The 14,228-nt window shown below is 70.7% G+C and carries 12 protein-coding genes, 2 tRNA genes and 1 pseudogene; 3 read left to right on the top strand and 12 right to left on the bottom strand.

Annotated elements, in window-relative coordinates; all coding sequences use genetic code 11:
• Positions 1 to 420: 420 nt before the first annotated feature.
• The gene (locus V6U89_RS07780; RefSeq protein WP_334569992.1) at positions 421 to 984 is read right to left on the bottom strand and encodes a dihydrofolate reductase family protein; all 564 of its coding nucleotides are present in this window, start codon (positions 982 to 984) and stop codon (positions 421 to 423) included.
• Between the two features lie 416 nt (positions 985 to 1,400).
• Here V6U89_RS07780 and V6U89_RS07775 point away from each other — a divergent pair, with 416 nt between their 5' ends.
• Complete coding sequence (locus tag V6U89_RS07775; RefSeq protein WP_334569991.1) at positions 1,401 to 1,763, top strand: nuclear transport factor 2 family protein; 363 nt, start codon at positions 1,401 to 1,403, stop codon at positions 1,761 to 1,763.
• Positions 1,764 to 2,062: 299 nt separating this feature from the next.
• Here V6U89_RS07775 and V6U89_RS07770 read toward each other — a convergent pair.
• From V6U89_RS07770 to gyrB, 6 genes are all read right to left on the bottom strand, one after another.
• A tRNA-Ala gene (locus V6U89_RS07770) sits at positions 2,063 to 2,138 on the bottom strand.
• A gap of 43 nt (positions 2,139 to 2,181) precedes the next feature.
• Entirely contained in the window at positions 2,182 to 2,310 is a 129-nt protein-coding gene (locus V6U89_RS07765) for a DLW-39 family protein (protein ID WP_210774060.1), read from the bottom strand.
• A gap of 44 nt (positions 2,311 to 2,354) precedes the next feature.
• A tRNA-Ile gene (locus tag V6U89_RS07760) sits at positions 2,355 to 2,428 on the bottom strand.
• A 278-nt stretch (positions 2,429 to 2,706) separates the two neighbouring features.
• Positions 2,707 to 3,591, bottom strand: a complete 885-nt coding sequence (locus V6U89_RS07755; RefSeq protein WP_334569990.1) for a DUF3566 domain-containing protein — start codon at positions 3,589 to 3,591, stop codon at positions 2,707 to 2,709.
• 4 nt (positions 3,592 to 3,595) lie between these two features.
• Positions 3,596 to 6,118: a DNA gyrase subunit A gene (gene gyrA / locus V6U89_RS07750; protein WP_334569988.1), complete on the bottom strand. Its 2,523-nt coding sequence runs from the start codon at positions 6,116 to 6,118 to the stop codon at positions 3,596 to 3,598.
• 130 nt (positions 6,119 to 6,248) lie between these two features.
• Complete coding sequence (gene gyrB, locus V6U89_RS07745; protein WP_334569987.1) at positions 6,249 to 8,195, bottom strand: DNA topoisomerase (ATP-hydrolyzing) subunit B; 1,947 nt, start codon at positions 8,193 to 8,195, stop codon at positions 6,249 to 6,251.
• A gap of 524 nt (positions 8,196 to 8,719) precedes the next feature.
• Here gyrB and V6U89_RS07740 point away from each other — a divergent pair.
• On the top strand, positions 8,720 to 9,274 hold the full coding sequence (locus V6U89_RS07740; RefSeq protein ID WP_334569986.1) for a hypothetical protein: 555 nt from the start codon (positions 8,720 to 8,722) through the stop codon (positions 9,272 to 9,274).
• Between the two features lie 54 nt (positions 9,275 to 9,328).
• Here the strand turns inward: V6U89_RS07740 and V6U89_RS07735 are convergent, their stop codons facing one another.
• A complete protein-coding gene (locus V6U89_RS07735) occupies positions 9,329 to 9,814 on the bottom strand; it encodes a MarR family winged helix-turn-helix transcriptional regulator (protein WP_334569985.1) in 486 nt (161 codons plus the stop codon).
• An 86-nt stretch (positions 9,815 to 9,900) separates the two neighbouring features.
• Between V6U89_RS07735 and V6U89_RS07730 the strand changes: the two genes are divergently transcribed.
• A complete protein-coding gene (locus V6U89_RS07730) occupies positions 9,901 to 10,131 on the top strand; it encodes a hypothetical protein (protein WP_210774051.1) in 231 nt (76 codons plus the stop codon).
• A 7-nt stretch (positions 10,132 to 10,138) separates the two neighbouring features.
• On the opposite strand, the pseudogene V6U89_RS07725 reads toward V6U89_RS07730, so the two are convergent.
• The 4 genes and pseudogenes from V6U89_RS07725 to dnaN form a co-directional block, all read right to left on the bottom strand.
• Positions 10,139 to 10,726: pseudogene (locus V6U89_RS07725) on the bottom strand (DUF721 domain-containing protein); the annotation flags it as partial.
• Positions 10,727 to 10,955: 229 nt separating this feature from the next.
• On the bottom strand, positions 10,956 to 12,089 hold the full coding sequence (recF, locus tag V6U89_RS07720; protein WP_334569984.1) for a DNA replication/repair protein RecF: 1,134 nt from the start codon (positions 12,087 to 12,089) through the stop codon (positions 10,956 to 10,958).
• Positions 12,090 to 12,105: 16 nt separating this feature from the next.
• Complete coding sequence (gnd, locus tag V6U89_RS07715) at positions 12,106 to 12,978, bottom strand: phosphogluconate dehydrogenase (NAD(+)-dependent, decarboxylating) (protein ID WP_334569983.1); 873 nt, start codon at positions 12,976 to 12,978, stop codon at positions 12,106 to 12,108.
• Positions 12,979 to 13,019: 41 nt separating this feature from the next.
• Positions 13,020 to 14,153, bottom strand: coding sequence for a DNA polymerase III subunit beta (gene dnaN, locus V6U89_RS07710; protein WP_334569982.1), 1,134 nt, complete (start codon positions 14,151 to 14,153; stop codon positions 13,020 to 13,022).
• Between the last annotated feature and the right edge of the window lie 75 nt (positions 14,154 to 14,228).

Below are 14,228 nucleotides of genomic sequence, written 5' to 3'. Positions count from 1 at the left end.
CCCGTCCGGGGAGGCTGGTAGCCCTTGTGGTGCCCGGCGAGGTGATCCGCTCCCGGCCGATCTCTGAGGAGGGCCGGGGTTCGGGGCGGAGCCCCCGAGGTCTTCGAGTCCTGGTCGTCTCCAAGCATGGCCGGCCGGCCCGGCCGATGCCGGCCGGAGATCGCCAGCAGGCCGGGGCCGGGCCGGCGCGGCCCGCTTTGCGGGCCGCCTTGATCTGATAGAGCGGAATTCGGCAACTGTTCGCGCTGCCCCGGTGTCCCGTCACGTCACGCATCAGGTGGGACTAGACAGCGCACGGCAAGGCGTGTCTTGTGCCATACACGGTCTGTGATCCGGGACGGGTATCACGATCGCCTCGAAACACAGCGCCACGAGATCCTTGGGCGGCCCGAAGCCCGGGCCGATCCGAGGTTGGGGTACTCAGCGCCTGGTCTCGTACCTGGTCAGGACCACGCCGTCAGGGAACGTCCGGGTCTCCACCAGGGTCAGTTTCACCCAGTTGTCCAGGGCCGCAAAGAACGGCGTGCCGCCACCTACCAGGACCGGATGGGTGACGATCGCGTACTCGTCGATCAGCCCGTCCCGCATGGCCACTGCGGCGAGTGTGGCACCGCCGATATCCATGGGGCCGCCGTCCTCGGCCTTGAGCCGGGTGATCTCGGTGACCGCGTCGCCGGTGACCAGGCGGGTGTTCCAGTCGACCGTGCTGGTCGTCGAGGAGAACACCACCTTCGGCATGTCCCGCCAGCGGCGGGCGAACTCGATCTCCGCCGGTGTGGCACCCGGCTGCTGGTCGGCGGTCGGCCAGTGGGAGCTCATCGTCTCCCACAGTTTGCGCCCGTACAGCGCCATCCCTGTCGCCCTCACCCGGTCGGACCACCACTGGAACAGCTCGTCGCTCGGCACACTCCAGCCGAGGTCGTCGCCGGGCGCGGCGATGTAGCCGTCCAGGCTCAGGTTCATGCCGAAGGTCAGTTTTCGCATGGTGTCAGCCTCCCGTGAGTCGGTACTCGGCGTACAGACCAGCACGGCGCGGAAGAATCATCGGCCAGGCCACACCGAGGGCCGGTTCACCACCACGCCAGGACCCCGTAGCGCCAGGACGCGATGCGATCTCTGCACTTATCTCTAGGCCAACCGTCAAGCAACACCTGGGACGGATTCGTCAAGCGTCAGGTGGGACTCGCACATTCGCGCTGCCCCGGTATGATCCGCCAACTGATCCGCTACACATCTCCGTCAGGTGTGTGCGACAGAGGGTCTAGGACCTAGCGGCGAGTCGGCAGAGCGTGAGCCACGGATCAGGCGATGAGCGGATGCCCTACTGTGCCGGTCGTGCGGCTTGATCGGTTTCGCGGGGTCGGCTTCCACCGGAACGGACGGTCGGGCAGGATCTGTTCGTGATCTCCGAGGTTCATCGACTCCAGCGTGCCTTCGACGAGGCCGAGCTACGCGCTGACACTGACGTGCTGAACGCATTGCTGGCCGACGACTTTCGGTCCATCGGCGAGCAGGGCTATGTACTTGACAAAGCACAGTGGGTCGGCAAGTTCGCCGAGTTCGACTACACCAGCCTGGAGAGCAGCGAAGTAGAGGTGTGTTTCTACGGTCACGCGGCCATCGTCCGGTGCGTCCAGCGCAGCCACTCGACCTGGCGCGGGCAGGAGATGGCGTTGACCGTCCGCGTCAGCCAGACCTGGATCGAGTTACCCGAGGGCTGGCGGCTGGCCGGCATCCAGTTCAGCTCCCTTGGCGGCGCGTGACGGGGACATTCGACATGCCGCGATCCGCGCGGACGTCCAGCGGTTCCTGACCGGTCCGCGGGGCAAGCTCGCGCCGGCCAGCATCATCAATGCGCACGCCGTGCTGCGCGTCGCCCTGGCCGACGCCGAGCGGATGGACCTGTTCCCGCGCACCGTCGCCAAAGCAGCCAAGCCGCCCGCCCTCGGCCGGACCGAGCGACGTGCTCTAACTCCCGAAGAAGCCAAGACGCTGCTGTCGATGCTGACCGGTGGCTGTACGAATGGCTGTACCCGGGACCGAGGCCAACCAAGGAAAGTGCTGGTGGAGCCCAGGGGACTCGAACCCCTAACCCCTGCCTTGCAAAGGCAGTGCTCTGCCAGTTGAGCTAGGGCCCCGAGGGCGGGTGGAGCCGCCGGTGCTGGCTCGGTGCCAGCGCGATCAGCGCAGATCGGGCGCGGTGGTGGCCTCGTGCCAGAGGGCGCGCTCGTCGTTGGAAGCCTTGACCTTCTTGGCGACCAGGGCGGCCACGCCGACGACGCCGACCAGGAACAGAAGCTTCTTGAACATGGGGCGACCCCTCGCGCTCGACTAGCCGTCGGAACGGTGTGCGGTGGGGCTAGCTGGAATCGAACCAGCGACCTCAGAGTTATCAGCTCTGCGCTCTAACCGACTGAGCTATAGCCCCGCGTGGCGACGAGCAAGGTTAACCCATCGCCACGTCCGGTCCCAAATCGGGGTGGTCGTGGCGCCCGTCCCACCCGACGGTACCCGTGCCGGCGACGAGGCGGCGACTGCTTTCCCCCGGGCGGTGCCACGACAAGATCCAGAGCTGACACCGCGACACGCCGCAACCGTGCGCCGTCACGCCCGCGGGCGCGCCGACGACGGGCGGGTGGGCAGAGGGGGCCGGACACGGCGACGCCGGGGCGCCCGCGGTTGGCGGTGCCCCGGCGTCGTCGGGTGTCAGTCGCGCTCGGCGAGCGTCAGCTCGATCCCGCCGACCAGGTCGGCGCAGACGTTGTAGACGAACGCGCCGAGGGTGGCGAGCGCCGTGAACAGGACGACGTTGACCAGGCCGATCAGCGCCGAGCTGAGGATCACGCCCTTGGCGGTGATCTGGAACCCGCCGGAGCTCTGCCCGCCGGCGTTGACCAGGTCGGTGAGGCTGTCGTTGACGCTCTGGAAGACGCCCATCGCGTCCAGGGCCAGATAGAGCACCGAGGTGGCGACGACCACCACGATGAAGAGCACCACCGAGACGGCGAAGGCGAACTTCATCACGGACCACGGGTCGATCCGCTTGAGGTTCAGCCGGGCCCGGCGCGGCCCGCGGGAGGCGGCCGAGCTGACCGAGTTGCGCGCGGCGCGTACCGCGTCACCCACGCGGGCGGCCCCGACGGCCGCCGCTCCGCTGATGCCCGGCGGCAGGCCGCCGCCGTTGGCGGGGCGGGCGGTGCCGGACGGACGGCCCCCGTCGGGCGACGGCCTGGTCGGGCCGCCCACCTTCGGCTGGGTGCCGGTGCTGGACGGGGACGTGGCGGTGCCCGCCTTGATCGGCTGGGTGGTGGTGGCCGGCGCGACCGGGGCGCTGACCGGCGCGGCCACGGAAGCCGGCGCCTCACCCGGCGTCTCGGCCTTCTCGCTCGCCCCCGAGTCCTCCCCGGGCTTGTCCGGCGGCGGTGCCATGCCGGGAGCCCGGGTGAACTTCGGGGCAGGCGCGTCGGCGGGGACGGTCGCCCGGCCCACGGCGGCGCGGCCGGCCGCCGATGTGCCGCTGTTGGCGGCCTCTTCGTCGACCGGGGTGGCCGAGGTCCCCTTGTTCCCCGACTTCGCCTGTGTCTCCGTCATTCAACTAGTCCTGTTCGTCAGGCTCGTCGGCATTGCGAGCAATCGCCACGATAGTCACGCCGTCCGGGAGGTCCATCAGCTTGACCCCCATTGTGTTCCGGTCACGCGTACGGCGTACAGGCTTCACCGGAGTCCGGATGACGCCGCCGTTGCTCGTGATGGCGAACAGCTCGTCCTCCGGGTCGATCACGACCGCGCCGACCAGACCACCGCGTCGCTCGGTGATCTTCGCAGTCAGCACGCCCTTACCTCCCCGGCCCTGGACCGGGTATTCCTCGATCGGGGTACGTTTCGCGTATCCCCCGTTCGTGGCCACCAGAACGTCCAGACCCTCCCGAACCACCTCCATGGCCAGGAGCACGTCGTCGTCGGTGAAGCGCATGCCGATCACGCCCGTGGTCGCCCGCCCCATCGGCCGCAGCGCCTCGTCGGAGGCGTTGAACCGGATCGCCTGCGCCTTCTTCGACACCATCAGCAGGTCGTCGGAGGGCGCGACGAGGGCAGCACCGACCAGCTCGTCCTCATCGCGCAGGTTGATCGCGATGATGCCGCCGGAACGGGGGGAGTCGAACTCCTCGAGCCGCGTCTTCTTCACCAGGCCGTTCTTCGTGGCCAGTACCAGGTAGGGAGCCACCTGGTAGTTCGGGATTTCGATGATCTGCGCGATCTGCTCGTCCGGTTGGAAGGCGAGCAGGTTGGCCACGTGCTGGCCCTTGGCCACCCTACTGGCTTCCGGCAATTCGTACGCCTTGGCCCGGTAGACGCGGCCCTTGTTCGTGAAGAACAGGATCCAGTCGTGGGTGGAGCATACGAAAAAGTGGCTGACGATGTCGTCCTGCCGCAGCGTCGCGCCGCTGACGCCCTTGCCGCCGCGCCGCTGCGAGCGGTACAGGTCGACCTTGGTCCGCTTGGCGTACCCGGTGCGGGTGATCGTGACCACCACGTCCTCGCGGGCGATCAGGTCCTCCATGGAGACCTCGCCGTCGAACGGCACGATCTTCGTACGCCGCTCGTCGCCCCACTTCGCGACGATCTCGCCGAGCTCCTCCGAGACGATCCTGCGCTGCCGCTCCGGCTTGGCGAGGATGTCCTTGAGGTCGGCGATCTCGATCTCGAGCTTGGTGAGGTCGTCGATGATCCGCTGCCGCTCCAGGGCGGCCAGGCGGCGCAGCTGCATGTCCAGGATCGCGGTCGCCTGGATCTCGTCGATCTCCAGCAGCCGGATCAGGCCCTGCCGGGCGTCGTCCACCGTGGGCGAGCGCCGGATCAGGGCGATCACCTCGTCGAGGGCGTCCAGCGCCTTGGCCAGACCGCGCAGGATGTGCGCCCGCTCCTCGGCCTTGCGCAGCCGGAACGCGGTCCGCCGGCGGATCACGTCGATCTGGTGCTCGACGTAGTAGCGGATGAACTGGGCCAGGTTCAGCGTGCGCGGCACCCCGTCGACCAAGGCCAGCATGTTGGCGCCGAAGGTCTCCTGGAGCTGCGTGTGCTTGTAGAGGTTGTTCAGCACCACCTTGGCGACCGCGTCGCGCTTGAGCACGAGCACGATCCGCATGCCGGTACGCCCGGAGGACTCGTCGCGGATGTCGGCGATGCCGGCGAGCTTGCCCTCCTTGATCAGCTCGGCGATCCGTTCGGCCAGGTTGTCCGGGTTGACCTGGTAGGGCAGCTCGCTGACCACCAGGCAGGGGCGGCCGCGCTTGTCCTCCTCGACCTCCACCACGGCGCGCATCCGGATCGAGCCGCGCCCGGTCCGGTACGCGTCCTGGATCGCGGCCTGGCCGACGATCAGGCCGTAGGTGGGGAAGTCGGGGCCCTTGACGATCTCCAGCAGCGCTTCGAGGGTGGTCGCCTCGTCCGCCTCCGGGTGCTCCAGGCACCACTGCACCGCCGCGCCGATCTCGCGCAGGTTGTGCGGCGGGATCTTGGTGGCCATGCCGACCGCGATGCCCTCGGAGCCGTTGACCAGCAGGTTGGGGATCCGCGACGGCAGGATGGTGGGCTCCTTGGCCCGGCCGTCGTAGTTGTCCTGCAGGTCGACGGTGTCCTCGTCGATGTCCCGCAGCATCTCCATGGCCAGCGGGTCGAGCTTGCACTCGGTGTACCGCATGGCGGCGGCCGGGTCGTTGCCCGGGGAGCCGAAGTTGCCATTGCCGTCCACCAGCGGGTACCGCAGCGACCAGGGCTGCGCCATCCGGACCAGCGCGTCGTAGATCGCCGAGTCGCCGTGCGGGTGGAACTGACCCATCACGTCACCGACGACGCGGGAGCACTTCACGTAGCCGCGGTCCGGCCGGTAGCCGGAGTCGAACATGGCGTAAAGGATCTTGCGGTGGACCGGCTTGAGCCCGTCCCGGACGTCCGGCAGGGCCCGCCCGACGATGACGCTCATCGCGTAGTCGAGGTACGAGCGCTGCATCTCGACCTCGAGGCCGACCGGCTCGATCCGGTCGTGCTGCACGACGGCCGCGACGGTTGTCTCCGGGGTCTCCGGCTCGTTCGGGGTGGACTCGGGAGTATCGGTCACTGTTAACCCTTATCAGACTCAGAGTCGTTTTCGTGCTGTGGATAACGGCTGTGGAAACCGGCCAAGCTGTGGATAACTCTGTGGACCGGCGGGTCGGCCGGGGAGTCCCCGGCCGACCCGCCCACCACCGTCAGATGTCGAGGAACCGCACGTCCTTGGCGTTGCGCTGGATGAACGAGCGGCGCGCCTCGACGTCCTCACCCATCAGCACGCTGAACAGCTCGTCGGCGGTTGCGGCGTCGTCGAGCGTGACCTGGCGCAGGGTGCGGGTGGCCGGGTTCATCGTGGTCTCCCACAGCTCGGGATAGTTCATCTCGCCGAGACCCTTGAACCGCTGGATGTCGTCCGGCCGGGCGTTGGCCTTCTTCTGCTGGCGCAGCGCGATCAGCCCGTCCCGCTCCCGGTCCGAGTACGCGTACTGGGCGTCGTCGCCCTTCTTGTTCCACTTGATCTTGTAGAGCGGCGGGGCGGCCAGGTAGACGTGGCCCAGCTCGACCAGCGGCCGCATGAAGCGGAAGAGCAGGGTGAGCAGCAGTGTCTGGATGTGCTGGCCGTCGACGTCGGCGTCGGCCATCAGCACGATCTTGTGGTACCGCAGCTTCTCGATGTCGAAGTCGTCGTGGATGCCGGTGCCCAGCGCGGTGATCAGCGCCTGGACCTCGTTGTTCTTCAGCACCCGGTCGATCCGGGCCTTCTCCACGTTGAGGATCTTGCCGCGGATCGGCAGGATCGCCTGGGTCCGCGGGTCGCGCCCCTGCTTGGCCGAGCCACCGGCCGAGTCGCCCTCGACGATGAAGACCTCGGACTCGCGCGGGTCGGTGGACTGGCAGTCGGCCAGCTTGCCCGGCATCGAGCCGGACTCCAGCAGCGACTTGCGCCGGGCCAGCTTGCGCGCCTGCTGCGCGGCGATCCGGGCCCGGGCCGCCTGGGAGGCCTTCTGAATGATGGTCTTGGCCTCGGCCGGGTTCCGGTCGAACCAGTCGACCAGCCACTCGTTGCAGACCCGCTGCACGAAGCTCTTCACCGGCGTGTTGCCCAGCTTGGTCTTGGTCTGGCCCTCGAACTGCGGGTTGGCCAGCTTGACCGAGATGATCGCCGCCAGGCCCTCCCGGATGTCCTCGCCGGAGAGCTTCTCGTCGCCCTTGAGTAGCTTTTTCTCCGCGCCGTAGCGGTTGACGACGCTGGTCAGCGCGGCCCGGAAGCCCTCCTCGTGGGTGCCGCCCTCGTGCGTGTTGATCGTGTTCGCGAAGGTGTAGACCGACTCGCCGTACGACTCGTTCCACTGCATGGCGATCTCGACCGACATGCCCTCCTCCTCCGCGCCGAACTCGACCACCGTCTTGTGGATCGGGTTCTTCGAGGCGTTGAGGTGCCGGACGAAGTCGGCGATGCCGCCCTCGTAGAGGAAGGTGACCTCGCGCGGCTTGCCCTCCTCGCCCTCCGGGACCCGCTCATCGAGCAGATGGATGCGGAGGGCCCGGTTGAGGAAGGCCATCTCCTGCAGGCGCCGGTAGATGGTCTGGAAGTCGAAGTCGACGGTCTCGAAGACGTCCGGATCCGGCCAGAAGGAGACCGCCGAGCCGGTGCGGTCGGTGGTCTCGCCCTTCTCCAGCGGCGACGGCTTGGAGTTGGAGTACTGCTGCCGCCAGACGAAGCCGGACTTGTGGATCTCCACCGCCATCCGGGTGGAGAGGGCGTTCACGACGGAGACGCCGACGCCGTGCAGACCGCCGGAGACCGCGTACGCCTTGCCGTCGAACTTGCCGCCGGCGTGCAGCACGGTCAGTGCCACCTCGACACCGGGCTTCTTGAGCTTGGGGTGCAGGTCGACCGGGAAGCCTCGGCCGTTGTCGGTGACCTGGACGCCACCGTCGGCCAGCAGCACCACGTCGATGGTGTCGCAGTAGCCGGCCAGCGCCTCGTCCACGGCGTTGTCCACGACCTCCCACACGAGGTGGTGCAGACCGCGCTCGCCGGTCGACCCGATGTACATACCGGGCCGCTTGCGCACCGCCTCGAGCCCCTCGAGGACGGTGATCGACTCGGCGCCGTACTCCTGCTTGTCCTGCGCTGCCACCCTCGGCCACTTTCTCGCGCCGGTCGCGCCAGGGGCGCGCCAGGCGCGGGTTCGGCGGACAGGACGCGACGTCGGCGCACGGACCGCCCCCGGGAACTCCAGGTCACGGATCGCATACGCCGGTCGCCGCGGTTGCCCGCGGATCGCGATCGGCTCCACCCGCCGCGGTACTTTGACCAAGGGCCTCCAGGCCCGTGTCCGTCGCTCCGCGTCGGGTCTTCGTCTCGTTGTCAATCCTACTGTGCGCGGACGACAGAGACGCCACTCGGCACCCCCTGCGCGGCGTCTGAGACCTCCGTAGCGGCCCGAATCGCGCTGGCCGCGACTCCCCCTACACGCCAAGGGGGGATCGAGGGCGGGGCCGCCACGGAATCGGGCCGGGCCGCCGGCCGGTCGGGGGTCGCGCGCAGAGCGGCCGTACCGTACCTTTGCGGCGCCACCGGTGCTCGTCTTGATCTTTACCATCCGTAACCGGGACGATCGACCCGATCGATCCGACACGTGCTCACAAGGGGTGACGCCAGATGGGGCTGGACAACGTCGCGGTGCACTGGCCGCGGACCGGCCGCTTCTACGATCCGGTCGCGCCGGCCGAGTTCGTCGACTTCGGGGAGATCGTGGACATCCCGCAGATCTCCGCACCTACCGCGGCGCTGGCCGAACACATCGCCAAAACGGGGACGGTCCGGGCGACCGCCTACACCGAACTGGTCGACCTGATCCTCGGCCTGGAAAATGTGCTCTACGCCACTGATGCCGCCGCCGAGGACGAGGACCCGGTGATCGACCCGGACGGGTGCTCCTGGATCGCCGGCGGCGTGGAGAAGTTCGTCGCCCAGCACCGGCCGTTCGGCGAGCCGGTCACCTTCGAGTCGGTCAGTGAGGTGCTCCGCTCGCTGCTGGCCGACGGGCGGCTCGCCGAGCAGCAGCTGCGCTGGCTGGGCACCCGGCTCGACGCGTTGCGCGACGAGAACGGCGACCCGCCGCAGTGGGACTTCACCTGCGCCGAGCTGGGCGTGCTGGCCGCCTTCTACCGCCGCTGCGCCGACCGCGGCTTCGCCGTCTACGCCGACGCCTGATCCCGCGCCGGCCGACCCGCCCGGTCGACCTGACCGGGCGGGTCGTCGGCGTCGTCAGGACGTCGTCGGGCCGGGCGCGGCGGGGGTGCCGGTCGTGGCGCGGTTGGCCGCGCCGATCACCTCGGTCAGCATGGTGTGCAGGCGCCGCAGCTCCTCGATCGGCATTCCGAGCCGCTCCACGATCGTCGGCGGGATCTGCTCGGCGCGGGCGCGCAGGGCCTGACCGCTGGCGGTGAGCGTGACGGCGAGGCTCCGCTCGTCCGCGGCGTCCCGCTCGCGCCGCAGGTAGCCCGCCGCCTCGAGGCGCTTGAGCAGGGGCGACAGCGTGCCGGGATCGAGCTGGAGCAGGCGGCTCAGCTCCCGGACCGACAGCGGCGCGTGCTGCCACAGCGCGAGCATGACCAGGTACTGGGGGTGGGTCAGCCCCATCGGCTCCAGCAGCGGCCGGTAGACGGCGACGACCCCGCGCGCGGCGACGGAGAGGGCGAAACACACCTGCTGCTCCAACGCGAGCGGATCCCCGTCCAACTGGTCACGCACCGATCAGCCTCCTCGTGGTCGTTGCTATCGTACCAATCATTGGTGTACCAATCGTTGGGGCGCAAAACATCGAGGAGAGGTCGGCGATGGGCGAGGAGAAGCGGCAGCAGCGGGCTCCCGGGGAGGGCGGCAGGCTGTGGGCCTGGGCCTACAAGTACCTGGCCGGCCCGGCCGAGGGGGTGCCGGGCGCCGTGCAGGGCGGTTCCACCCAGGCTCGCGAGGCGTGGAAGCGGGACCTGGAGAACCGCAAGCGCTGGAGCCGTGAGCAACGGGAACGCAAGCGCGCCGAGCGGGAGGCCCGCCGCGCCGAGCGGTGAGCTCGCCTCAGCCGTAGGTGTCGCGCGGGCCGCGGCCCCGGACCCGCCGCGGGCCCTTCGACCAGGACGGCGCCGCCGGGCCGTGGATGTGCAGCTTGCGCACCACGTTGTGGCCCACCTCGCCGGCGATCCGCTTGAGCAGCGAGCCGGCGAGCAGCCGCAGCTGGGTGGCCCAGGCCGTCGAGCGCGCCTCCACGGTCAGCTCGCCGTCCTCCAGCTTGACCGGGCGACTGTGCTGGGCGATCTCCGGCCCGACGACCTTCTCCCAGGCGCCGAAGACGGTCGCCTCGGCGGCCGGCTGCTGCCAGCCGCGCGCCTTCATCAGCCGCTCCAGCACCACGCCGAGCGGCTGTGGGTCACGCGGGTCCGGGCCCGGCCCGGAGTAGCCGCGCAGCCGCCGCTCGCCGCCGTCACCGGAGACCGCGCTCTTCCGCCGGGTCTTCGCCGCCTCCGCCCGGCGGGCCTTCGCCGCGTCCAGCACCGCCCGCGCCAACTCCGGCCCGGCCGCGCCCGGCCCGGCTGCGGCGTCGGCGCCCGCACCGGCCGGCCGCGCCCCGGCTGCGTCCGCACCGGCGCCGGCCGGCCGCGCCCCGTCGACGTTGCCGGTACCGGCCGCGCCGGCCGATCGTGCCGGCCCGCCGGCTCCGGCGCCGCGACGATCAGGCGCGGCGTCCGCGCCGGCACCGGCCGCCTTGGCGGCGGCACCGCCGGCGTCGGTTCCGGCTGCTCGAGGGGTACGCGCACCGCGCTGGCCGCCCGAGGCGGCGCGGCTCGGACCGCCGGTCCGGCGGGTCGGCCCACCGCCCTCTGCGCCGCGCTCCGGCTCAGTCGACACGTCGCACCGTCCCCTCGCCCACCGCGTACCGGGTGCCGCGCAGCGCCGCGGGCACGTCGTCGTCGACCGCACAGGTCACCAGGAGCTGACCGGCCCCGCCGACCAACTCCGCCAGCCGCTCCCGGCGGCCCGCGTCCAACTCGGCGAAGACGTCGTCCAGCACCAGCACCGGCTCGATGCCGTCGGCGCGCAGCAGGTCGTACCCGGCCAGCCGCAGGGCCAGCGCGTACGACCAGGACTCGCCGTGGCTGGCGTACCCCTTGGCGGGCAGCGGGCCGAGGGTGAGGCTGAGCTCGTCACGGTGCGGGCCGACCAGGGTCGTACCGCGGTCGATCTCGTTCGGCCGGGCCTCGACCAGCGCGGCGGTCAGCGCCTCGGCCAGCACCGCCCGGTCGGTGGTCGGCTCGGCCAGGTCCAGCGACGGCCGGTACGCGATCCCCGCCGCGCCCCGGCCCGCCGCCACCGCGTCGTACGCCTTCGTCACGTGCGGGGCCAGGGCGGCCACCAGTTCCAGCCGGCCGGCCAGCAGCTCGGCGCCGTGCCGGGCCAGGTGGGTGTCCCAGACCGCCAGGGTGGACAGGTCCCCGCCCCGCGACCCACCCGTCTTGCGGGCCAGGTACGCGGTGCGCAGCAGGGCGTTGCGCTGCTTGACCACCCGCTCGTAGTCGGCGCGCACCCCGGCGTACCGGGGCTGCCGGAGCACCAGCAGGTCGTCCAGGTAGCGGCGGCGCTCGGCGGGATCGCCCCGGACGAGTTCCAGGTCCTCCGGGGCGAAGAGCACCAGCCGCAGCGCGCCGAGCACGTCCCGGGCCCGTCGGGCGGGTGAGCGGCCCAGCCGGGCCCGGTTGGCCTTGCCCGGGACGATCTCCAGCTCGACCAGGAGTTCCCGCCCCTCGTGCACCACCGCGCAGCGGATCACCGCGGCGGCGGCGCCCATCCGGACCAGGGGGGCGTCCGTGGCGACCCGGTGCGAGTCCAGGGTCGCCACGTAGCCCAGCGCCTCGACCAGGTTGGTCTTGCCGACGCCGTTGGCGCCGATCAGGACGTTCGGCCCCGGCTCCAGGTCGACGCCGACCTGCTCGTACGAGCGGAAGTCGACCAGTTCGAGCCGGCGGACGTACACAGGCTGTGGATACCGCTCAGCGCTTGTGGACGGCGTGCCCGCCGAACTGCTGGCGCAGTGCGGCGACCGCCTTCATCGCGGGCGAGTCGTCCTGGCGGGAGGCGAACCGGGCGAAGAGCGAGGCGGTGATGACGTTCAGCGGCACGGCGAGCCGGACCGCCTCGTCGACCGTCCAGCGGCCCTCGCCGGTGTCCTCGGTGTAGCCGCTCAGCTCGGCCAGCTCCGGGTCCTCGTCGAGGGCCCGGTCGAGCAGGTCGAGCAGCCAGGAGCGGACCACGGTCCCCTCGCGCCAGGACTTGAAGACGCCCGGCACGTTGGTCACCAGCTCCGAGGCGGCCAGCAGCTCGTAGCCCTCGGCGTAGGCGTGCATCAGGCCGTACTCGATGCCGTTGTGCACCATCTTGGCGTAGTGGCCGGCGCCGACCGGGCCGGCGTGCACGAAGCCGTACTCGCCCTCCGGCTTGAGCCCCTCGAAGATCGGCATCAGCCGCTCGACGTGCTCCTGGGCGCCGCCGACCATCAGGGCGTACCCGTTCTGCCGGCCCCAGACGCCGCCGGAGACGCCGACGTCCAGGTAGCCGATGCCCTGCTCGGCGAGCCGCTCGGCGCGGGGGCCGTCGTCGCTGAAGCGCGAGTTTCCGCCGTCGATGATGATGTCGCCCTCGCCCAGCACGCCGGCGAGTTCGTCGATGGTCGCGTCGGTGACACCGGCCGGGACCATCACCCAGACCGCGCGCGGCGACTCCAGCTTCTCGGCCAGCGCCGCCAGGCTCGGCACGTCGCTCAGCTCCGCGTTGTGGTCGAAGCCGACCACCTCGTGCCCGGCGGCGCGCAACCGTTCGCGCATGTTGCCGCCCATCCGGCCGAGTCCTACCAGGCCGAGCTGCATCTGCTCCTACCTCCGTGCGTCTGGGTCTGCTGGGGCTGCGATCAGCGGGACACGCGGATCGGCATGATGAGGTACCGGTACCCCGGGATGACCTCGCCATCCTCCCCGGCGGGGGAAATCACCGCCGGCTTGAAGGCGTCGACGAACGCGAGCTGCGCGAACTGGGCGCCCAGGTTGGCCAGACCGTCGATCAGGTACTGCGGGTTGAAGCCGATGGTCAGCGGCTCGCCGGTGAAGGTGGCCTCCATCGCCTCGCTGGCCCGCGCCTCCTCGGTGCCACCCGCCTCGACCACCAGGCCGTCGGAGGAGAAGCTCAGCAGCACCGGGGTGGTCCGCTCGGCCACCAGGGCGACCCGCTTGACCACCTCGATCAGCGTGCTGACCGGCACCCGCGCCTCGGCGTTGTGGGTGGCCGGGAAGAGCGAGCGCACCGGCGGGTAGTTCGCCCCGTCGAGCAGCCGGCTGGTGGTGCGCCGGGTGCCGCCGGAGAAGCCGATCATGCCCTCGCCCGCGCCGCCCTGGGAGAGCGCCATGTTCACCTGGCCGCCGAGCGGGCCGAGGGCCTTGGCCGTGTCGTGCAGGGTGCGGGCCGGCACCAGCGCGTTGATGCTGATCTCCGGGTCGTCCGGGTTCCACTCCATCTCGCGCAGCGCGAGGCGGTAGCGGTCGGTGGCGAGCATCGCCAGCGTGCCGCCGGAGAGCTCCAGCCGGACGCCGGTCATCATCGGCAGCGTCTCGTCCCGGCCGGCGGCCACGGCCACCTGGGCGACGGCGGCGGCGAAGGCGGCCGCGTCGACGGTGCCGGCGCTCTCGGGCATCTCGGGCAGGGCCGGGTAGTCCTCCACCGGCATGGTCGGCAGGGTGAACCGGGCGCTGCCGCAAACCAGCTCCAGGTGGGCGCCGACCGCGGCGATGTCCACCGGCTTGGCCGGCAGCGCCTTGGTGATCTCGGCGAGCAGGCGGCCGGAGACCAGGGCGGCGCCGTCGGCGTCCCCCTGCACCTCGACGGTCACCTGGCTGGAGACCTCGTAGTCGAAGCCGGAGACCTGCAGGTTTCCGTCGGTGACCCGGAGCATCACCCCGGCGAGCACCGGTACGGACGGCCGGTTGGGCAGGCTCTTCGCGGTCCACGCCACCGCTTCGGCGAGCGCGTCGCGCTCTACTCGGAACTTCATCAATGCCTCCGCGTCGACGTCAGCGACAACTCTCTCATGCCGACCGCTGCCCACCGTCCCGCCCGACCGTGCGGG

Origin of the sequence: Micromonospora sp. CPCC 206171, assembly GCF_036906755.1 — a bacterium.
Lineage (GTDB): Bacteria > Actinomycetota > Actinomycetes > Mycobacteriales > Micromonosporaceae > Micromonospora > Micromonospora purpureochromogenes.
The sequence above is the reverse complement of the archived record's forward strand: the minus strand, read 5'-3'. Positions and strand labels throughout refer to the sequence as shown.